Annotated in this window: 20 protein-coding genes; 9 read left to right on the top strand and 11 right to left on the bottom strand. The window is 61.7% G+C overall.

What is annotated here, in order from left to right; genetic code table 11:
• The first annotated feature begins 11 nt into the window (after positions 1-11).
• Positions 12-1220: a mannose-6-phosphate isomerase, class I gene (gene manA / locus CQ017_RS11980; RefSeq protein ID WP_181150547.1), complete on the top strand. Its 1209-nt coding sequence runs from the start codon at positions 12-14 to the stop codon at positions 1218-1220.
• 77 nt (positions 1221-1297) lie between these two features.
• Here the strand turns inward: manA and glpX are convergent, their stop codons facing one another.
• Entirely contained in the window at positions 1298-2332 is a 1035-nt protein-coding gene (gene glpX, locus CQ017_RS11985) for a class II fructose-bisphosphatase (RefSeq protein ID WP_096287697.1), read from the bottom strand.
• A gap of 154 nt (positions 2333-2486) precedes the next feature.
• On the opposite strand from glpX, the gene CQ017_RS11990 reads away from it, so the two are divergent.
• The 3 genes from CQ017_RS11990 (at position 2487) to CQ017_RS12000 (ending at position 5380) form a co-directional block, all read left to right on the top strand.
• Positions 2487-3134, top strand: coding sequence for a DUF4245 domain-containing protein (locus CQ017_RS11990; protein WP_096287699.1), 648 nt, complete (start codon positions 2487-2489; stop codon positions 3132-3134).
• A gap of 63 nt (positions 3135-3197) precedes the next feature.
• Positions 3198-3827 (top strand): carbonic anhydrase, encoded by a 630-nt coding sequence (locus tag CQ017_RS11995; protein WP_096287701.1) that lies wholly within the window; start codon positions 3198-3200, stop codon positions 3825-3827.
• A 140-nt stretch (positions 3828-3967) separates the two neighbouring features.
• Entirely contained in the window at positions 3968-5380 is a 1413-nt protein-coding gene (locus CQ017_RS12000) for a class II fumarate hydratase (RefSeq protein ID WP_105553937.1), read from the top strand.
• 99 nt (positions 5381-5479) lie between these two features.
• Here CQ017_RS12000 and CQ017_RS12005 read toward each other — a convergent pair whose 3' ends face one another.
• A complete protein-coding gene (locus tag CQ017_RS12005; protein WP_096287705.1) occupies positions 5480-6046 on the bottom strand; it encodes a GNAT family N-acetyltransferase in 567 nt (188 codons plus the stop codon).
• Positions 6047-6159: 113 nt separating this feature from the next.
• Between CQ017_RS12005 and CQ017_RS12010 the strand changes: the two genes are divergently transcribed.
• Both CQ017_RS12010 and CQ017_RS12015 read left to right on the top strand, forming a co-directional pair.
• Positions 6160-6819 (top strand): TetR/AcrR family transcriptional regulator, encoded by a 660-nt coding sequence (locus tag CQ017_RS12010; protein WP_255248489.1) that lies wholly within the window; start codon positions 6160-6162, stop codon positions 6817-6819.
• A gap of 49 nt (positions 6820-6868) precedes the next feature.
• Positions 6869-8566 (top strand): MDR family MFS transporter, encoded by a 1698-nt coding sequence (locus CQ017_RS12015; protein ID WP_105553902.1) that lies wholly within the window; start codon positions 6869-6871, stop codon positions 8564-8566.
• Positions 8567-8738: 172 nt separating this feature from the next.
• On the opposite strand, the gene CQ017_RS12020 is transcribed toward CQ017_RS12015, so the two are convergent.
• On the bottom strand, positions 8739-9206 hold the full coding sequence (locus CQ017_RS12020) for an NUDIX domain-containing protein (protein ID WP_105553903.1): 468 nt from the start codon (positions 9204-9206) through the stop codon (positions 8739-8741).
• A 4-nt stretch (positions 9207-9210) separates the two neighbouring features.
• The gene (locus CQ017_RS12025) at positions 9211-9705 is read right to left on the bottom strand and encodes a prepilin peptidase (RefSeq protein ID WP_176484236.1); all 495 of its coding nucleotides are present in this window, start codon (positions 9703-9705) and stop codon (positions 9211-9213) included.
• Positions 9706-9789: 84 nt separating this feature from the next.
• Between CQ017_RS12025 and CQ017_RS12030 the strand changes: the two genes are divergently transcribed.
• Positions 9790-10584, top strand: coding sequence for a hypothetical protein (locus CQ017_RS12030; protein WP_096287715.1), 795 nt, complete (start codon positions 9790-9792; stop codon positions 10582-10584).
• Here the strand turns inward: CQ017_RS12030 and CQ017_RS12035 are convergent.
• The 5 genes from CQ017_RS12035 to mca form a co-directional block, all read right to left on the bottom strand.
• A complete protein-coding gene (locus CQ017_RS12035) occupies positions 10581-11894 on the bottom strand; it encodes a PhoH family protein (RefSeq protein ID WP_105553906.1) in 1314 nt (437 codons plus the stop codon). The two genes, CQ017_RS12030 and CQ017_RS12035, sit on opposite strands and share 4 nt — an antisense overlap.
• 257 nt (positions 11895-12151) lie before the next feature.
• The gene (locus CQ017_RS12040) at positions 12152-12913 is read right to left on the bottom strand and encodes an isoprenyl transferase (RefSeq protein WP_096287719.1); all 762 of its coding nucleotides are present in this window, start codon (positions 12911-12913) and stop codon (positions 12152-12154) included.
• A gap of 98 nt (positions 12914-13011) precedes the next feature.
• Positions 13012-15120 carry a thioredoxin domain-containing protein gene (locus CQ017_RS12045; RefSeq protein WP_181148605.1) on the bottom strand — a complete coding sequence of 703 codons (2109 nt, stop codon included), beginning with the start codon at positions 15118-15120 and terminating at the stop codon, positions 13012-13014.
• A 182-nt stretch (positions 15121-15302) separates the two neighbouring features.
• Entirely contained in the window at positions 15303-15584 is a 282-nt protein-coding gene (locus CQ017_RS12050; RefSeq protein ID WP_096287723.1) for a hypothetical protein, read from the bottom strand.
• A gap of 43 nt (positions 15585-15627) precedes the next feature.
• A complete protein-coding gene (gene mca, locus CQ017_RS12055; protein ID WP_096287807.1) occupies positions 15628-16494 on the bottom strand; it encodes a mycothiol conjugate amidase Mca in 867 nt (288 codons plus the stop codon).
• Positions 16495-16702: 208 nt separating this feature from the next.
• Here mca and CQ017_RS12060 point away from each other — a divergent pair, with 208 nt between their 5' ends.
• Both CQ017_RS12060 and greA read left to right on the top strand, forming a co-directional pair.
• The gene (locus CQ017_RS12060; protein ID WP_096287725.1) at positions 16703-17122 is read left to right on the top strand and encodes a DUF4307 domain-containing protein; all 420 of its coding nucleotides are present in this window, start codon (positions 16703-16705) and stop codon (positions 17120-17122) included.
• A gap of 291 nt (positions 17123-17413) precedes the next feature.
• Positions 17414-17908, top strand: coding sequence for a transcription elongation factor GreA (gene greA / locus CQ017_RS12065; protein ID WP_096287727.1), 495 nt, complete (start codon positions 17414-17416; stop codon positions 17906-17908).
• A gap of 78 nt (positions 17909-17986) precedes the next feature.
• Here greA and ilvA read toward each other — a convergent pair whose 3' ends face one another.
• Together ilvA and CQ017_RS12075 are read right to left on the bottom strand one after the other, a co-directional pair.
• On the bottom strand, positions 17987-19258 hold the full coding sequence (gene ilvA, locus CQ017_RS12070; RefSeq protein WP_096287729.1) for a threonine ammonia-lyase: 1272 nt from the start codon (positions 19256-19258) through the stop codon (positions 17987-17989).
• Complete coding sequence (locus tag CQ017_RS12075; protein WP_258133612.1) at positions 19259-20449, bottom strand: AI-2E family transporter; 1191 nt, start codon at positions 20447-20449, stop codon at positions 19259-19261.
• Between the last annotated feature and the right edge of the window lie 92 nt (positions 20450-20541).

A 20541-nucleotide genomic window follows, 5' to 3' on the forward strand; every position in this document is an offset into this window, starting at 1 on the left:
GGGTGCAAAACGTGTTTGAGTTGAAAAATTCCATTCGGGACTATCACTGGGGTTCGAAGCAGGATATTACCGAGTTGCTGGGTCAGCCGGCACGGCTCAGCCCACAGGCCGAGCTGTGGCTCGGCGCCCACCCCGGATGCCCGAGCGTGCTCGTCGACTCCGGCCGGCCACTGCACGAGGCAATTGCGGCCGATCCGGTGAATATGCTCGGCGAGCAGGTCAATGAACGCTATGGCCGTCTGCCCTTCTTGTTTAAGGTGCTCTCCGCCGCTCAGCCCCTATCGATCCAGGTGCACCCGACCCTGGAGCAGGCGCGGGAACGTTTCGCCAAGGAAGATGCCGCCGGTGTCCCCCGTGATGCGGCAGAACGCAACTACAAGGACGACAACCACAAGCCCGAGATGCTCTATGCGCTCACCGATTTCGTGGCGCTCTCCGGATTTCGCGTGCCCGAGGAGATCATCGCGGATTTGCGCCTCTTCCTGCCCCGGCTATCCACCACGGAGACGGCCCTGGCCGCAGACCTGATTGCGGCTTTGCAGTCCGCCGACCCGCTGGCACGGGCGCTGAATCTCGTGCTCACCTCGGGCACCGGTATCAGCGATCTGGTGCTCACGCTCTGCGGGACCATTACCGCGGACCCGGTCCTGCAGGAAAATGTGCAGTTCGCCGAGCTGGTGCGGATCAACGAGATCTATCCTGCGGACCCCGGGGTCCTCGTCGCCTTGCTGCTGAATCTGGTGTTCTTGAAGCCCGGCGAAGCGATTAGCCTGGGTGCCGGAAACGTCCACGCCTACCTGCGCGGGCTTGGCATCGAGGTGATGGCCAACTCGGACAACGTGCTGCGCGGCGGGCTGACCAGCAAGCATATCGATGTTCCGGAACTGCTCGAGGTGACCATCGCCGAGTCCTCCGCGGCACCGCTCTTGCAGGGCACTGCGGTTTCGGAGCACTCCCAGCTCTTCCAGCCGGCCTTCGACGAATTCCAGCTCCAGGTGGTGGACACCGCGGCGCCGCAGATTCGCACCGAGCTGCAATTGCACGGCGCCGCGCTGGTGCTGTGCACGGCAGGTGAGTTCAGCCTGGAAACCTCATCCCAGACCCTCCAGGTCTCCCGTGGCGGGTCGGTGTTCATTGCCGCCCATGAGTTGCCGGTGACCGCGGTATCCGCGTCCCCGGGCGCGGCCACGCTCTTTGCCGCCAGCGCACAGGGCAAATAGCGCCAACTAGCCCATAAACGAGTCGAGCCGCAGATCGCCCTTTCGGGAAATCTGCGGCTCGACTCGTTTAATGATTTTTAGCGGGTGTAGGCTTCCCACTTGTCCTGCTGGTGCTCACCATCGACGAAACGGATGGTGCCGGATTTGGCACGCGTCACGATCGACTGGGTGTGGATGCGCCCGTTCTTGTAGCGGACGCCGCGCAGCAGGTCGCCATCGGTGATGCCGGTGGCTGCGAAGTAGCAGTTATCGCTAGTAACCAGGTCGTTGGTGGTCAGCACGCGGCCCAGCTCGTGGCCCGCGTCGATGGCCTTCTGCTTCTCATCGTCATCGGTTGGCCACAAGCGGCCCTGGATCACGCCGCCCATGGCCTTGATGGCGCATGCGGTGACGATGCCCTCTGGAGTGCCGCCGATACCCATCAGCGCGTCCACGCCGGTGCCCTCGCGAGTGGCCGCGATGGCGCCGGCGACGTCGCCGTCCATCAGCAGCTTGGTGCGGGCGCCAGCGGCACGGATCTCCTCGATCAGCCCGGCATGACGTGGGCGGTCGAGCAGGGTCACGGTGATCTGGCTGATCTTCTTGCCCTTGGCCTTGGCGATCAGGTGCAGATTCTGCTTCACCGGCAAACGCAGGTCAACGAGGTCCGCGGCTTCCGGGCCGGTCACCAGCTTCTCCATGTAGAACACTGCCGAAGGGTCGAACATCGAGCCTCGGTCGGCCACGGCCAGCACGGACAGGGCGTTGTTCAGGCCCAGGGCGGTCAGGCGAGTGCCGTCGATCGGGTCTACCGCGACGTCGCATTCGGCTCCCGAGCCGTTGCCGACCTGTTCACCGTTGAAAAGCATCGGGGCTTCATCTTTTTCGCCTTCGCCGATGACTACCACGCCGTTGAAGTTCACGGAGGAGAGCAGGCCGCGCATGGCGTCCACTGCGGCGCCGTCGGCTGCGTTCTTGTCACCGAAGCCAACCCAAGGGGATGAAGCAATGGCTGCCGCTTCCGTGGCACGCACCAGCTCCAAGGCAAGGTTGCGGTCCGGCTCCGAGTCGGTTACCGACAGTCGGGGAGAAAGGTGGGCATAATTGTTGTTTTCGGTCACGAAAGATCCCATCACTGAGTCGTAGTCATTGCGCCTATGCAAACAACTCCATCATATCCCCATCGATTTTCAGCATGTAATTCATGTCGTGCACGCCGGAGCGCAGACAACGTGTGTTTGGGCACCTCGGTTCGATTTGCACAGGAACATCGGGGAGAATGGACTCGTGCAGCCAGAGAACACTCCCCAGAATGACGCCCAGACCGGCGCGCAGCCGGTCCGCCGCGACCTGAACGACCCCAAAGCAACCTTTGAGGATCTTCCGTTCACCCCGGTACTCACCGAGAAGCAGTCGAAGCGCGCCAACCAGACATTCAAGGGCATGGTCCTGTCCATTGGCTTCACCGTCGCGGTGCTCATTCCGTTGCTGCTGCTGAACCCTGGCACCAAGGAAGAAAATTTCCAGCACGCGGTTGACCTGCAAAAGGTGGCTAGCGACGCTTCCGGCATTGCAGAATTCGAGGTATTCGCCCCGCAGGTTTCCGGCGAGGATTACGCGAATTTCGCCCGCTGGAAGAGCAACCAGGTGCAAGACATCTCTTACTGGGAGTTCGGACTGGTGATGAGCGAAACGAACTTTGTCTACGTTCGCCAGACTGCCGACGCGAATCCCACATGGATTGCGCTGGTCACCGATAATGCTGCCCCCACCGACGAACGCATAGTCGACGGCTCGAAGTGGGAGGTCCGAGTTAAGGACGAGACCACCTACATGATTTCGGAACGCGAAGCGTCCACGCTGATCGTCTCCAGCGACACCGGCGAAGAAGAAATTATGGCAATTGTGCAGGCGGCCGAGGCGCAGATCTCGTAATTTTCGCTTCACCGTGGACATCAGTGCGACCTAACTCTGGACCTCAAGCGTAGAATTTCAGTTATGGATTCTGAACACAGCCAGACACCGTTGACCCCTCAAGAAGCTTGGAAAAAGCTCACCGAAGGCAACAGTCGATTCATCCAAGGCGCCACAGAGCACCCCAATCAGGACGGTGCTCGACGTCAGTCCCTCGTGACGGGACAAGAACCTTTCGCCGTCATTTTCGGTTGCTCCGACTCCCGCCTTGCTGCGGAGATCATTTTTGATGTGGGACTGGGCGACGTCTTCGTGGTGCGCACCGCCGGCCACGTGCTGGACCCGGCAAGCCTCGGCTCGCTGGAATTCGCCGTGGACATCCTCAACATCCCGCTGATCGTGATTCTCGGACATGACAGCTGCGGTGCCGTGACCAGCGCGATCAAGGCCAAGGAATCGGGCATTATGCCCAAGGGCTTCGTGCGCGACCTGGTCGAACACATCATCCCATCGGTCTTCGCCGCCGAAAGCGCCAACATTACCGATGTCAACGGCACCGTCGTCGAGCACGTCAAGCAGACCACCGCCAGGTTGGTTGATCTGTCGAGCATCATCGAAACCGCGATCGCCGAAGGACGTACCGCAGTGGCCGGCGTTGCCTACAAGCTAGCCGAAGGCGAAGCGCAGCTGGTCTCCAATATGGGCCTGAAATAATCGAAGTGACCCGCGGATTTTCCGCGGGTCGCTGCATTTAATCCCGAGCTTATTCCCGGTTTTCGTTAACCTCACTGATGACTGTGATCTTTGAGGCAGATCCCTGTTCCGGCACTCGTTCCAGGCGTATGGTGAGCCTCATGAGCAACAGCGAAGAATTCCGAATTGAACATGACACCATGGGCGAGGTCCGAGTCCCGGCCCAGGCCCTGTACCGTGCCCAGACCCAGCGTGCTGTAGAGAACTTCCCGATCTCGGGCAAGACGCTGGAGTCTGCCCACATCAAGGCGCTCGCGCAGGTCAAGAAGGCCGCCGCACGCGCCAATGAAGCCTTGCACGTGCTGGACTCCGAACGCGCAAACGCCATCGTAGCGGCCGCTGACCAGGTGGCCACCGGAAAATTTGATGCCCACTTCCCGATCGACGTCTTCCAGACCGGTTCCGGCACCAGCTCGAATATGAATACCAACGAGGTCCTGGCCGAATTGGCGACACGTGCGCTGAAGGAGTCGGGAAGCGAAACGGAAGTCCACCCGAACGACCACGTCAACGCCTCGCAGTCTTCCAATGACGTCTTCCCCACTTCGGTGCACGTAGCGGCCACCAACGCGCTGCTCAACGACCTGCTCCCGGCCCTGGCAACGCTTGCCACTTCGCTGGAGGCAAAGAAGTCCGAGTTCAAGGACGTGGTGAAGTCCGGACGCACCCACCTGATGGACGCCACCCCGGTCACCCTGGGCCAGGAATTCGGCGGATACGCGGCACAGATCCGCTACGGCATCGAACGCGTCGAGGCTGCCCTGCCGCGCGTGGCCGAGGTCCCGCTAGGCGGCACCGCGGTGGGTACCGGCATCAACACCCCGGACGGCTTCCCGCAGCGCGTCCTGGAATTCCTGCGTGAAGATACCGGCCTGCCGATCACCGAGGCGCGCAACCACTTCGAGGCCCAAGCGAACCGCGATGGCCTGGTCGAGGGTTCCGCCGCATTGCGCACCATCGCGATCTCGATCATCAAGATCGCCAACGACCTGCGTTGGATGGGTTCGGGCCCGAACACCGGCTTGGGCGAGATCGCTATTCCTGATCTGCAGCCCGGCTCCTCGATCATGCCCGGGAAGGTCAACCCGGTGATCTCCGAGGCAGCCATTCAGGTTGCAGCCCAGGTCATCGGCAATGACACCGCGATCGCTTGGGCCGGCACCAACGGCGCCTTCGAGCTCAACGTCGGCATCCCGGTGATGGCTTCGAACCTGCTTGAATCCATTCGCTTGCTGGCCAACGTCTCGACGGTGATGGCCGAGAAGATGATCGATGGGATTACCGCGAATGTGGAACGTGCGCGTTTCCTCGCCGAGGCTTCCCCCTCGATCGTGACTCCGCTGAACAAGCTCATCGGCTACGAAAATGCTGCGAAGATCGCCAAGAAAGCGGTCGCCGAGGGCCTGACGGTCCGCGAAGCAACCGTTGCGCTGGGTTTTGTGGAGCGTGGCGAAGTCACCGAAGCACAGCTTGATGAGTTGCTGGATGTTTCCACGATGACGGGCAAATACTAGGAGCGAAGGCCAGCCCCTTCGTGGCGATCCAGGTCCTGACGCGGGCGGCCACCGGAGATTCCCGGTGGCCGCCCGCGTGCATTCGCCGGGGCAGTGAGCTTAGAGCTTGATCCAATAACGGCGTTGCGGCTCCTGAAGCCCGAACGGTTCGGCGATCTCGGCTACCGGGCAGACACGTTCCAGCACCCCGCCGCAGGCCTCGATGGTTCGCGCCGAAGCGATATTCGAGTCGGCACAGGTAAGCAGCACCTCTTCGAGGCCACGTTGGCGAGAAATCTCGAGCATTTCGGCGAGCGCCCGCTTGGCCAGGCCGGCTCCGCGTGCACTGGGGCGCAGCCCGTAGCCGATATGCCCTCCGACCTGTTTGAGGGATTCGTTGATCAATGCGTGGCGCAGGCTGACCGCACCGAGGTATTCGCCCTCGCGTTCCAGCCAGAGAGTGCTCTGGTTGACGAAGCCTTGCGGCGGGAGGATTGAGTCGTCGCTGAGGTCCTTGAGCAGCCGTACCCAGCTGGCAAAATCCTCGGGCTTCTCCAAATCCCACCCGAACCTTTCGGCAAAGAATACCGAGGCTCCCTGCTGGTCCTCGCCGTTCCATTCCCGGTTGCTCGCGAGCCATGATTCGTGAAGATGCGTGCTCGGTTCGAGCAGCTGTAGCAAAGTCATAGGGCCGATCCTAGTGGTTTCTGGCCGTCCCCCGCCATTGCCGGCAGATGCCGTCCTGTGTTCCCGATTACTTAAGTTGCACTGCCTGCACCTTGAGTGCAAAACTGCATCTTGTGAATAAAAGTGCAACGAACGATTCCGAACCGGCTGCAGCACCTGCCGGGCTCAGCGCACGCATGCAAAAAACGCGCCTTTCGATCACCCAGCACGCACGTGAGCTCACCGCCGAATACGGCTTTGCCGGTTTCACCGTGGATCAGCTCTGCGCGGCGGTGGGCATTTCGCGCCGCACTTTTTTCAACTACTTCGCCACAAAGATCGACGCGGTCTTCGGGCACGTTGATGACGGGGTGCCGCACGGCGCAATGGATCGGTTTATGGCCGCCCGGCCGGCAGGAATCACCGGGATCTCCCCCACCCTGCAGGCGGATCTCGTCGCACTGATCATCGAACAGCTGAACCGCGACGAGCAGGCTATCCGCAGCACCCAGGGATTCTTCGCAGCCGTGCATCGCGAACCCGAATTGCTAGAACGCATGATGCAGGTGGGCCCCGAGCGGCAAGCCGAATTCATGAAGCTCATCGCCCAGCGCGAAGGTGTCGAGGCGGACCATCCGGGTCTCGCGCTGCTTGTTCATTCATTGCAGTTCGCCACGTTCAAAGCCATCGACCGTTTCCTCGAATCCGAGCGCGAACGAAGCCTGGCCGAAGAATTCCTCATAGTCATCGAGCTGGCTCGGGAATTGTATTGCCAGCCCTTAACGCGTTCCTAGACGGACGCCAGAACCACCAGCCACCCATAAATCTCGCAAGGACCCACGCATGTCAACGACCACCGAGTCCCGGAAAACCCCGGAACCGGCGCCGCTGCTCCTGACGCAACGGCGTATCTGGATCATCTTCTCCGCGCTGATCGCCGGAATGATGCTCTCCTCCCTCGACCAGACCATTGTTTCCACCGCCATGCCAACCATCGTGGGGCAGCTCGGCGGCGTCGAGCACCAGGCCTGGATCACCACCGCCTACCTGCTGGCCACCACCATCGTGATGCCGATCTACGGCAAATTCGGTGACGTGCTCGGCCGGCGCAACCTGTTTTTGATCGCCATCGCGCTGTTCACCCTGGCCTCGGTGGGTGCCGCGTTTGCCGGCACCTTCTGGATGTTCGTCTTCTTCCGCGCCATGCAGGGCCTGGGCGGCGGCGGGCTGATGATCCTCTCGCAGGCCATCATCGCGGATATCGTCCCGGCCTCCGAGCGCGGCAAGTACATGGGCCCGCTGGGCGCCATCTTCGGCATCTCGGCCGTCGCCGGTCCCCTGCTTGGTGGATTCTTCGTAGATCATCTGACCTGGCAGTGGGCCTTCTACATCAACATCCCGATCGGGATCGCCGCGTTCCTGATCGCCTGGTTCGCGCTGACCATCCCGAACAAGAAATCCACCAAGAAGATCGACGTCTTGGGCGTGCTGCTGCTCTCGGCCGCCACCACCTGCCTGATCTTCTTCACCGACTTCGGCGGCTCGAAGAACCATGGCTGGGCAGCCCTGGAAACCTGGGGTTGGGGCCTTGGCATGCTGGCAGCCGCCGTGCTGTTCGTGGTCGTCGAAGCCCGTGCGGAAGACCCGATCATTCCGCTCTCGCTGTTCAAGAACCGGATCTTCATCAACGCCACCGCCATCGGATTCACCCTGGGCCTGGGCATGTTCGCGGCGATTGCCTTCGTTCCGACCTTCCTGCAGATGTCCTCTGGCACCTCCGCCGCGGTCTCGGGGCTGCTCATGGTCCCGATGATGATCGGCATGATGGGTACCAGCATCTTCTCGGGTATCGCGATCACGAAGTCCGGCAGGTACAAGGGCTACCCGATCGCCGGTGCGCTGGTCACCGCGCTGGCGATGCTCGCGTTCACCTCGCTGAGCGCCAGCACCCCGTTGTGGCTGATCTGCGTGTACCTGTTCGTCTTCGGCGCGGGCCTTGGCCTGATCATGCAGGTTGTTGTGCTTGTGGTGCAAAATGCGGTGGACCCGATCATGGTCGGCACCGCCACCTCGACGAACAACTACTTCCGCGAGGTCGGTGCCTCGTTGGGCGTGGCGATCTTCGGTGCCATGTTCACCAACCGGCTCTCCGAGAAGCTCACCGAGGTGTTCACCGCTGCCGGGGCAAGCGCCACGGACGCCGGCAATGCGACGGCGACTCTGGATCCGCAGACCCTGGCCAAGCTGCCGGAGCAAATGCGCGATGGGATCGTGACCGCCTACGCCGATTCGCTGGCCCCGGTGTTCTGGTACCTGATCCCGTTCATCCTCATCGCCTTCGTCTTGGCCTTGCTGCTCAAGCAGGTTCCGCTCTCGGACACCGCTGGCATGGTGGCACGTGGCGAGGCGATTGGTGGCGAGGAAGCCAAGCTACTTGAAGATGCAGAACGACAAGCAAGGTTGGTGAATCAGCCTCCGCAAGGTGAGTCGGAGCAGGATGCAGCTACCGGCCCGAAAAGCGACGAACGCCCTACGGTGTAGCTAGCCTCGTGCTAGGCGCCGCCCCGCGCCCGCGATTCCTTTCCCCAGCCTGCTGGGAGATGAGGAATCGCTCGTGCGGGGCGTTGTCGTTTTCCAAAGTCTTCTTGTTTACCAAGCGAAGGGCAGGCAAACGACTTATGCGCTTCCGGGGAATCGCAAACTACACCGTGCTCTAGGCGGCGAAATACCCTCCGGGGCGCGGATTCAGCGCCCAGTCGATGGCCCGCTCGTGCAGCGGCGGCAGCCTCGGGCGGTCATCGAGTTCGAAGTAGCCGACTTCCACGTTTTCATCATCATTTATTTCCGCAGTGCCGCCCAGATGCCTCGCCCGGAAGACCACATCAAGATACTGGGCGTGGTCCCCGTTCGGATAGGTCGCCGGCGCGGTGACACCGATGCCCAGCAGGTGGGTCAGCTCGCAGTCGATGCCGGTCTCTTCGTGGACCTCGCGCACCGCGGTGTGCGAGGCTTCTTCGCCGGGATCGATAATTCCTGCCGGCAGGGTCCACAGCCCGTTATCTGCCCGGCGAACCAGCAAGACCTTAGTTCCGTCCAGCACGACGACCTTCACCCCGCTGAGCCAGAGCATCTCATGGCCGATATGGGTACGCAGTTCGGTGATGAATTCCGGAGTTGCCATGGGCCTATCGTGTCATAAGCAGGGCCAGGGCCGCACCGAGGATCATGAACGGGCCGAAGGCCACCGCCGACTTGGCAGTGAGCTTCCGCGCGATAATTCCCGCCAGCACCACCAGGCTGGCGAGCACAAAGGCAAATACGCTGCCCACGAATAACGCGGGCAGCGAGAAGTAGCCGAGGTTCAAGCCGAGCACCGCAGCCAACTTCACGTCGCCCATGCCCATTGACCCGCGCGAGACCAGCGCGAGCACCAAGTAGGCCCCGCCCAGAATGACGGCGCCGAGCAGCGCCCAGAGCAAAGGCATGTAGGCTGCCCGCACCGCGCTGAGCCCCAGCAAGAGCAGCGCACTGGCCGCGGCCCAACGCAGCAGCCAGCGGTTCGGCAACCGGTGGCTTTTCACATCGGCCACCGCCAGCGACACCCCGAAGCCCAGAAAGCAGGCGCAGAACAGCATGAGCAGCAACGCCGCACCCACCGATTCCTGCCAAATACCGATCATGGTTAGAGCATAAGCGGGCAGGGACTTGGACTCTAGTGGTGCTTGTGGGGTTGTGAATAACTTGAGCGCTTCTACACTTGAATTATGACCCAGCCAGCAGCACCGCAGTTGTTCCCCGAACATCCGGCACCCGATTCCGCGGCGCGCCGGCGCTTCCGTGCACTGGCCCGCTCGGCTCCCTGGCTGAGCACCTCGCTGCGGCTGGAACTCGATGTCCCGCCGGCCTTCGCCCAGCACTCGCTATCGGGCACGCTGGGCATGATCCTGCGCGGCCGTGAGGCTATCGCCATCAGCGACGAATCCGATACCTTGCGCTACCAGCGCGAATTGTTCACCGCGGACCGGGGCCGCGACTACGTGGCCGCGACCGAGTCCTCCTGGAAGCTTCCGGCCTCGCTCACCTATCCGGTCTACACCAATGACCACCTGATCGCCCGGCGGCCGGACATCGACGGCTACCAGGACCTCTTGCCCTTGGATTTCTTGGCGAGCATGCTCGACCCCTTTGAGCTGGCCGGTACCGAGCCGGCATCATTGGACCTCGCCTTCGAACATCCCACATACATCCACGAGCTGGCTCCCACACGCAGCGAGCACGGTCGCGCGCAACTCTCCGCGGTGCTCACCGCAGGCCACAGCTACCAGCCCAGTAGCGACTCATTTACCTTGGTCCCAGCCGGAACTGCTGCGCTGCTTGTCTTGGATTTGGATACCGGAATCTGCGTCGAGCGCCGGCTGCTGGATGGGAGCGAACCGCCGCTGCGCATCGCGGTGTTGGCGAAGAACGAGTACTACATCGACTCGCTGTTCACCGTAGCCACACCCACCATGACTGATGTGCGCGCACACATCCCGTGGACGGTGCGCGCACAGCGCTAGACCAGCGGCCCCTCGAGCATCTCGGTGACCAGCGCCGCGATCGCCGAGCGCTCCGAACGCATCAGCGTCACGTGCCCGAAGAGCGCATGCCCCTTGAGCTGCTCGACCACCGCGGCGACACCGTCATGGCGTCCCACGTGAAGGTTGTCGCGCTGGGCCACGTCGTGGGTGAGCACCACCTTCGAGTTCTGTCCGATACGCGAGAGCACCGTAAGCAGCACGTTGCGCTCCAAGGACTGCGCCTCGTCCACGATCACAAAGGAGTCATGCAGCGAACGCCCGCGGATGTGGGTCAGCGGCAAGACTTCGAGCATTCCCCGCTCGAGAACCTCGTCGATCACGTTCTTGGACACGATGGAGCCCAGGGTATCGAAGACCGCCTGAGCCCACGGTCCCATCTTCTCTCCCTCGGAGCCCGGCAGATAGCCAAGTTCCTGGCCGCCCACCGCATAGAGCGGTCGAAACACGGTGATCTTGCGGTGTTCCCGGCGTTCGAGCACCGCTTCCATCCCCGCGCACAAGGCCAGCGCGGACTTGCCGGTGCCTGCGCTGCCGCCCATCGAAACGATTCCGACATTCGGATCCATCAACAAATCCAGGGCGATGCGTTGTTCGGCGCTGCGCCCATGCAGCCCGAAGGCCTGCTGGTCCCCGCGCACCAGCTTGACCGTGTCGGCCGAGACCTTGCGGGCCAGCGCGCTGCCGCGCGGCGAGGTAATCACGTAGCCGGTGTTCACCGGAGAATTTTTCGCCTCTGGAAGATCGGTGAGCCGCTCGGTGTCGTAGAGCCTTGCCATCTTCGATTCATCGAGCTCCAGTGATTCCACCCCGCTCCATTCCGAGGAAGCGATCAGCTCGTTGCGGTACACCTCGGCGTGGATGCCGATGGCCGAAGCCTTGATGCGCATCGGCAGGTCCTTGGTCACCAAGGCCACGTCCTGGCCTTGGTCGAGCAGGTGCTTGGCTACCGCCAGGATGCGGGTGTCGTTGTCTCCCGAGCGCATCCCCAAGGGAAGCACCTCGGAGGCGATGTTGTTCAGCTCGATGCGCAAGGTACCTCCGGCATCGGAAACCGGAACCGCATCCGCCAAGCCGCCATGGCTGGCGATCAGCTCGTCGAGCAGGCGCAACGCTTGGCGGGCAAAAAAGCCCAGGTCAGGGTCCTTGCGCTTGTGTTCCAGCTCGGTAATGACTGTCAACGGGATCACCACATGGTGTTCCTCGAAGTGGAACATCGCTTTCGGGTCCGACAGCAACACCGAGGTGTCGATGACGTAAGTTCGGACAACCGAGTCGGTAGTTCGGGTCATAGCAGCGCACCCATTCTCGAATCCGGCGTGGGGGAATCTCCCCACGCTTCAGTGGGAAGTTCCGCCACCGGATGCCAAGGGTGACCCACGAATTGCTCCGGGGAAACGCCGCATCTGGTCATCTAGTGAGGAACCTTTCGGTCAGCCGGGACTGTGTCATCCCGCCATATTCTCACCATAGACCGCAAAGGGCTCCAGTAGGTTAAGCGCAAGTATCATTTTTTTGAACGCTAGATACTTGGCATTTCACTGGGCTATTAAGCGCCGAACCGGCGCTGGCGGTCTGCGAAGTCGCGTAGCGCGCGGAGGAAATCGACGCGCCTGAAGTCCGGCCACAACGCTTCGCAGAAATAAAACTCGGAGTAGGCACTCTGCCAGGTCAAGAATCCGCTGAGCCGTTGTTCACCGCTGGTGCGTATCACCAGGTCGGGATCCGGCTGCCCCTTGGTGTACAGGTATGACTCCAGCTCATCGATGCATAGCGACTCGCTTACCGATTCCAGCGAACGTCCGTGCTCCGCTGCATCGTGCAGCAATGACTTGATCGCGTCGATAATTTCCCGCCGGCCGCCGTAGCCGATAGCGACATTCACGTGCACCCCGGTGCGGTGTGCCGTGATCGTTTCCAGGGCCGATAGCTTCGTGGCAAGTTCTTCGGGCAACAGATCCAGCGCACCGACTTGCTGCACCTTGACCTGGTTGGTCTCCCCCAGCCGATCCAGGGTGTTGCCGATGACCTTGAGCAGGTCGCGCAGTTCGCTGGGTTCGCGGTTCAGATTGTCGGTGGAGAGCATGTAGAGGGTGACGACCTTGATTCCCAGGTCCTCGCACCATTCAAGGAATTCAAGGATCTTGTCTGCTCCGGCCTGATGGCCGGCAAGGGTCGGGCTTCCGGCAAGCTTTGCCCACCGGCGATTACCGTCAACCATCACCCCAATGTGGTGCGGAAGCTTGTCACTGGGCAACGACTTCGCTAGGCGCCGTTCGTAGAAACGGTACACCAGAGAGGGAAATCGCACCTGGTTCCTCGCTTTCGCACACAATCAAAGAATTCTTCTAACTAAATCTATCGTGTTTCGCCGCGTGCCCGGTGCATCCAACCGGGCCGGCTCAAGGGTTATTGACCACGCAGCATCCGCAAGAATGCGTCTACTCCGGTCACCGGAAGGTTGCACAATTGGAGCCTGCAGGGCTGGATTTGCAGGCTCTGCACGTCCTTGGACGCTTCGCCGGCGCTCCTGGCTTCGATCCCCAGTCCCCTGCAAAGCGCCCGTAATCTCACGCGTTCCGCGTTGCTGCCTCCGGTGAAATTCACATAATGCACCGTCGCGTCGAGCACCGCTTGCACCTCTAGCGCGGTTGCCACCTGGGTGGGCGCTTCGCCGGCGAGCGCCGAAGCGTGCGCGCTGAGCTTGCCTGCCTGCTCAAGCCGGTCGGCGCCCAGCGCATCGAAGCTCCCGTCCGCCATGCTCTGCAGCGCCTGGCGCGCCATGGCCTTGGCGTAGAGCGCCCCGGCGGCGGGGATGGCATCATCGAGTACCGTGACCGGTGCGATATTTGCGCGCTGCTTGCTCAGCCGTGCATCTAGGCTGACGGTATCTCTTGGGATCCCGGTTTCGGGATCGAGGAAGCTCGCAGCACGCTCAAGCAGCACCCCGGCGCGCTCTTGCCATGTGGCACGCTTTGGGCTTTGGCCCAGCGCCAGAAACCCCAGGGCGAGGGCAGCATAGTCCTGCAAGGTCCCCTCGTTGCCGGCCGCCGGCTGACCGGCGAAGCTGACTCGGGCAAGGGTCCTAGTCTGCGCGTCCCAGTGAACCTCCCAGAGCGTGGTCGCCACCTGCTCGGCAAGTTCTCCGAGCCACGGGTCGGCGAGCAGTTCGCCCGCCTCCGCGAGGGCCTCGATCGCCAGCCCGTTCCATCCGGCAATGATTTTCTCATCTCGCCCCGGACGTTCGCGAGCGGCCCGCAGGATGCGCAGCTGCTCCTTGAAGGCCTCCCAGATCTCGACCTGGTCGTTTGCCGGCGCCTCGGTCAACGACAGGTGGAAGTAGCCGGGATCTTCGGCCACCGCCGCGAGCCGCACCAGACCCGCAGGCAGTTCCACTCCCGCCCGGCGCAGCGCCTCGGCGCATTCTTCCCGGGTGAAGGTGTAGGCCGCACCCTCGACACTTTTTCCGGCACGCATTGAATCCGCATCCAACGAGGCGGCCAACGCACGATGCGCTTCGCCTTCCGCTCCGGTCAGCAGCTCGGCGGACAAGAATTGCGCGGTATCCAGCGCCGCCTGCCGGGACAGCTGCGCAAGCTGCGCTGCACGTACCGACTCCGCGGTGTCCTGTGCCGCCAACTCTTCGGCAAAGACCGCGGTGCGCGCACACAGGGAGAGCAAACCCGCATTGTCGTAGAGCATTTTTTCAAAGTGCGGGACCGCCCAGTGCTCATCCACGCAGTAGCGGGCGAACCCGCCAGCCAGATGATCGCGCAGACCGCCAAGCAGCATCGCCTCGATGGTAGTCGCCAGCGCATTGAACCCTTCAGCGCTGCGCTCGGGGTTCAGCATCACCGTGCGCCACAGGGTTTTTAGCGCCCAGCTCGGTGGGAACTTGGGCGCCGGGGTGAATCCACCTTCGGGTTTGGTCGCGGTAATCCAATGCGTGCTCGCGACCGCAAGCGCCTCGGCTACCGGAGAGGTGCTCGGCAGGGTCAATAATGCCCCTTGCCGGGAGCCAAGTTCGGCCAGATGGTTGGCGAGCATATCGGCCTGTTCTTCCAGCCCTTCGCGGCGTTCCTCCCAGGCCTGATGCACCGCGTCGAGCAGCTGGGTGAAGGATGGAATCTTCCCCCGGGGTTCGCGGGGGTAGTAGGTGCCGGCGTGGAATGCCCTCCCGTCGGGCAGGGTGAAGATCGTCATGGGCCAGCCGCCGGAACCCGTCAAGGCTTGAGTGGCCATCATATAGGTGTCATCCACCAACGGGTGTTCCTCGCGGTCCACCTTGATCGCGACAAATCGGTCATTCAATTTTCCAGCAATCCCAGGGTCATCAAAGGATTCGTGGCTCATCACGTGGCACCAGTGGCAGGCCGCATAGCCGATGGAGAGCATTACCGGAACATCCCGCAGCCGGGCCTGCTCAAAAGCCTCATCACCGTAGGGCCACCAGTCAACGAGCTGGTGCGAGTGCTGACGCAGGTAGGCAGAGGAGCTTGTGGCGATTCGTTGTCCCATAGCGCCATTCTGCCCCATGAGGATTAGAGCTCACCTGCAAACGTGGCCAAAGGCAAAATCGGTTTGCTAGGCCACACTGCGTTCCCGCATGTCCCGCCCGATCAGAAACGGAAAGCCTCGTGCCGGGCGCACCAAAAATTTGGCGCACACGGCACGAGGCCTTGATCCAACTGCCGTGAAGCTTAGCTGTCCTCGGAAGTTTTCGGATCTACCGGATCGGTAGATTCTTGGCGTGGCTGGTTCTCGCCCTTGAGCATCAGCTCATTCTGCTTAGCCTCGGCTTCCGAGGCGTAGCGCACGCGGCGTACACGGCGCACCATGTCGCGAATGAGGAAGATTACTGCCAGTGCCAGAAACGCGGTGAACACGAACCCGAGGAACCCCGGGCCATAACTGTTCTCGTCCAAGTTTTCGTTCTGCACTTTAGTGCTCGCAACCAGCATGGTCGCGTAGATCGCATTCACGGTGTGGGGACAACTCTTTTCTGGGACTGGTTGGTACTTAGCTCTATCTTAGTCCGGCAAACAGATCTGTTTCGGGCAACTCGGTGGCAACCTTCGAGGAGATCAGCGTGTAGTCCTCCCACGGCCATGACTCGGCATAGATGTGCTCGGGGACCGCGAAGAAGAAACCTTCCGGGTCAATCTGGGTTCGGTGCGCTAGCAACGCCTGATCGCGCAGTGTGAAGTAGTCTGCGCAGTGCACCTGGGTGGTGGTCGTATGTGGCGAAACCCACTTGAACATTTCGTTCTCTTCGTCGTTTTCCCACATGGCAACACGTTCGGTGTACGGAGATTCGTAGCCAGCTTCCAGCATTGCGTAGTGCAAGGTGCGGAAGCGGTCAGAGGAGAACGCACGGTCGAAGTAGAGCTTGTCCACTTCCCAGGGTTCGCCGAGCTCGGGGTACATCTCAGGGTTTCCGGCTTGTTCGAACGCGAAGGTGGCGACCTTGTGGCTTTGGATGTGGTCCGGGTGCGGGTATCCGCCATTCTCGTCGTAGGTGGTAATCACGTGCGGACGGAATTCGCGGATCAGCTTGATGACACCAGCTGCCGCGATTTCCACCGGCTGCAGTGCGAACGCGCCGAAAGGCAGTTCCGGCAACGGCTCGCCCTCGGGCAGGCCCGAGTCGACGTATCCTAGCCAGCGGTGTTTGACCCCGAGTACCGCGGCGGCTTCAGCCATCTCCGTGCGGCGCACGCCGGGCAGGTCACGATGCGCGTGGGCCAGTTCCCCGACCGCAGCGTTGAGAATGTCACCGCGTTCACCGCCGGTGCAGCTGACGACCATGACCTCGGCGCCGGCTTCAACATAGGCGGCCATGGTGGCAGCCCCCTTTGAAGACTCGTCGTCCGGGTGGGCATGAATTGCCATGAGACGCAGCCCCTGGGACGGCGCTAACTTCTTCACGTCGTGAATCTCCACGTAAAATCTTCCTTCTGCACTGTGAACAGGCCGGTATGCCGTCATGGCATACCATCAATGACAACTCTCACGTAGACCCGAGTTATTCCCTGAACCGCCTGCCGGTAGACTAAGAGATACCTCATAGATAGCGGCAGAGAGTGGTACAGGGTAAGCGATGTCTGATCCAAGCTTAACGGCTCGATACAACAACCCCAAGAAACGCCCGCTGTCCAAGCGCACCCGCTTCCTGCTCATCGGTGGCGCGCTGACCGTCGGCGTCGCCGGTGCGGCGTATATCGGATTCGCAAACTTCAGTGCCATAACCGCGCAGGACATCGAGTTTTCGGTTGCCTCGCCAGCTCAGGCGACCGCGGTGATCGAGGTCGAATACAATTCCAAGCACCGTGTGCAGTGCGATGTGAGAGCGCTGAACGAGTCCAAGGCTACCGTTGGCTTTACCAGCATCGCACTTGAATCCGCCGATCCGGGTCAGCTGACTACCCAGCGCATCACGGTGCCGCTGCGTACCGATAACCTGGCCGTCACCGCTGGGGTAGAGGCTTGCTACAAGGTCCCGAACGATTTCTCCGAGTAACAATTAGCTCGTTCTTCTTCCCTCAGAGCTGAATCTATTGGGATTATTTCCCAAACACGACTATTATCGTTGGAAAGTACGTTTAACCCCGCATCGGTTTGTGCGCCTAGTTGAAAAGCAACTGGGACAGGAGCCTAGCGGGGTCTTTGCTTGCATCCGCCGAAATTCGACAGATCGCCAATTCGTACCGAATCTGACTTCTTCAACGCCACCGCATGGTGGCGTTCGGCTTTGCCGTCCACCTCGGACGGTTAACAGAAGAAGTCCCTGACAGACCAAAGGAAGTACAACGTGAGCACCAACAGCAACGAACCTGTCGTGTGGCTGACTCAGGAGGCCTTCGACCGCCTTCAGAACGAACTGACCTTCCTCTCCGGCCCAGGCCGCACCGAAATCGTTGCCCGCATCGAGCAGGCACGTTCGGAGGGTGACCTCAAGGAGAACGGCGGCTACCACGCTGCTCGTGAGGAGCAAGGCAAGGCCGAGGCCCGCATCCTTTATCTCAAGGACCTTCTGCGCCGCGCCCACGTAGGCGAAGCGCCCGCAGATGACGGAGTGGTCGAACCAGGCATGCTGGTGGGTGCCACCATCGCTGGTGATGAGACCACTTTCCTGTTCGGTTCCCGTGAGGTTGCCGGCGACAGCGACCTTGAGGTGTACTCGGAGCAGTCCCCAATCGGCAAGGCAGTGCATGGCAAGAAGGTTGGCGACAAGCTGACCTACACCGCGCCCAACGGCCGCGATATCGCCGTGGAGATCATCTCCGCCACGCCATACGAGGGCTAGTCCCCCACGCATCAAAAGCAGCTGGCCTGACACTTGAAAAAGTGTCAGGCCAGCTGCTTTTCATCTGTAATTTCGAAATTAGGCTACCGAGCCGCCAGCGCTGTTCGTGATGTGCGGGTCGAAGCCCTCGGCACGCAGATTATCCAGCACATGCTCGGAATGCTTATGGCCCTTGGTTTCCAAATCGATGGTGATCGCTACATCGCCCATGGACAGCGAGCCGCCGATGCGCGTGTGGTCCAGACGAGTCACATTTGCATCCGATTCGGCGATGACCCGCGAGATGGTCGCCAACGCACCTGGACGGTCCGGCAGCATGATGCGCACGGTCAGGAAACGACCGGCTGCGTTTAGACCACGCTGGATCACCTTGAGCATCAGCAGCGGATCGATATTTCCGCCCGAGAGGATCACCACGGTAGTCGCCGGGTCAATTCCATGGGCTTTCAAACGGTCCTCCAGCAGGGCCGCGACGCCTACGGCACCAGCCGGCTCCACAACCAGCTTGTTGCGCTCCAGCAGCACTACCAGCGCCTGCGCCAGCGCATCTTCGGAGACCGTCACCACGTCATCAACGAGTTCCTTGATGATGGCAAACGGCAACTGGCCCGGCTTGCCCACCGCGATGCCATCAGCGATGGTGTGCACCGTGTCCAAGGGCACCAGTGCATCCGCGGCCAGCGACGGAGGGTACGCGGCGGCATTTTCTGCCTGCACGCCGATCACCTTGATGTCGCGGCCCAGCTGACGAGCTTTCTCCTTCAATGCAATGGCCACGCCTGCCAGCAGGCCGCCGCCGCCCACGCCCATCAGCACGGTCTCCACTTCCGGAAGCTGCTCCAGGATTTCCAGGCCAATAGTTCCTTGGCCGGCAATGATGTCGGGGTGGTCGAAGGGGTGCACAAACACCGCACCGGTTTCATCGGCAAAACGCTGCGCCTCGGCCAGCGCCTGATCGACGGTGTCTCCATGCAGCACCACTTGCGCGCCGTGGTCTTGGGTGGCCGCAAGCTTCGGCAGCGCCACCCCGCGCGGCATGTAGATGCGTGCTTTAATTCCTAGATGCGCCGCCGCTTGGGCCACACCCTGCGCATGGTTGCCTGCCGAAGCGGCCACCACTCCGCGGGCCTTCTCTTCGGCGCTGAGCTTTGACATGCGCACATAGGCGCCACGGACCTTGAAGGAACCCGCGCGTTGCAGGTTCTCGCACTTCAAGAACACCTCGGCGCCTGCATGCAAGGAAAGTACCCGAGAGTGTTCGATCGGGGTGCGGGCGATCACCGGTTCGAGCACCTGTGCTGCGTGTTCGATATCCGCCAAGGTGACAGGTAGTTCTGGCTTGCTGCTCATCTATTCCTCATTTGCGAAGTTCTCGGTGCGCCGGCTCACCGGCGGTTGTTCGGGGGAAGTTTCGGTGGGCTGCTCTGGAGGGGCGTGAGGATCCTCGCCAACCCCATATTGTTCGCGGACGAACGGGTCATCGTCCCATCCGCGCCGAGCTAGGTATTTCACCACCGAATTCAATACGGCCATGATCGGTACGGCGAACAGCGCTCCGGGGATGCCAGCCACCATGGCTCCGCCGGCGACTGCGAGCACCACTGCCAGCGGATGCAGGCTCACCGCCTTGCCCATGATCAGCGGTTGCAGGATGTTCGATTCGGCCTGCTGAACCAGCAACACCACGCCAAGCATGATCAGCGCGTTGATCCAACCGTTGGCGACCAGCGCCAGGAGCACCGCCAATGCGCCGGTAACCAGCGCGCCGATGATCGGGATGAAGGAGCCAACGAAGACGATCACGCCCAGTGGCATCGCTAGCGGAACGCCCAGGAAGAACGCGCCAAAGCCAATGCCCACCGCGTCAATGAAAGCCACCAGCAGCTGCACGCGCACGTAGCGCACCAGAGAGAACCAGCCGCGGCTCATCGCGCCGTCCATGGCGGGACGGGCGCGAAGAGGCAGCAGGTTGATCAGGAACAGGCCGATCTTCCGTCCATCGAGGAGCAGGAAGATCAGCGTGAACAGGGCCAGCAGGACTCCGGTGACGATCTGGCCGAGCGCCGAACCCCAGCTGATCGCTTCGCTCAAGATATTCGTGGCGTTCGAGCGTAGCTGGCCTAACGCGTCATCGATGACGTTTTGCAGGTCGTCATTGGTTAGCTGCAGGGGGCCATTAAAAAGCCAATCCTGGACCTGTTCCAGCCCTGCGATCGACTGGTTCCACAGTGCTGCGAACCCGGCGGAAAGGCGCTGGCCAGCCATCGATAATCCGCTCACCACCAACGCGAGGAAGCCAAGCACGGTGAATCCCACGGCCAATCCGCGCGGCACCGCCAACTTACGATTCAGCACGTTGACGATAGGGGAAAGCAGACCGCTGATCAGTGCGGCGATCATCACCGGGATCAGCAGCAAAGACAGCTGCGACAGGAGCCAGACAATCGCGCCTACGGCGGCGGCCACCACGAGGAAACGCCAGGACCACCAGGCCGCTAGCCGCACCCCATAGGGCATGTCATCCGCATCATGGAAATCCACGTTCGCTGAGCGTGGAGTCGGTCCCGGGCTGGTTTTAGCTGGTAGCACCACTCGGAACCGGCGCAGTCGCGACAGCCGGTTACTCTTCATTT

Source organism: Arthrobacter sp. MYb224 (assembly GCF_002975455.1).
GTDB lineage: Bacteria > Actinomycetota > Actinomycetes > Actinomycetales > Micrococcaceae > Glutamicibacter.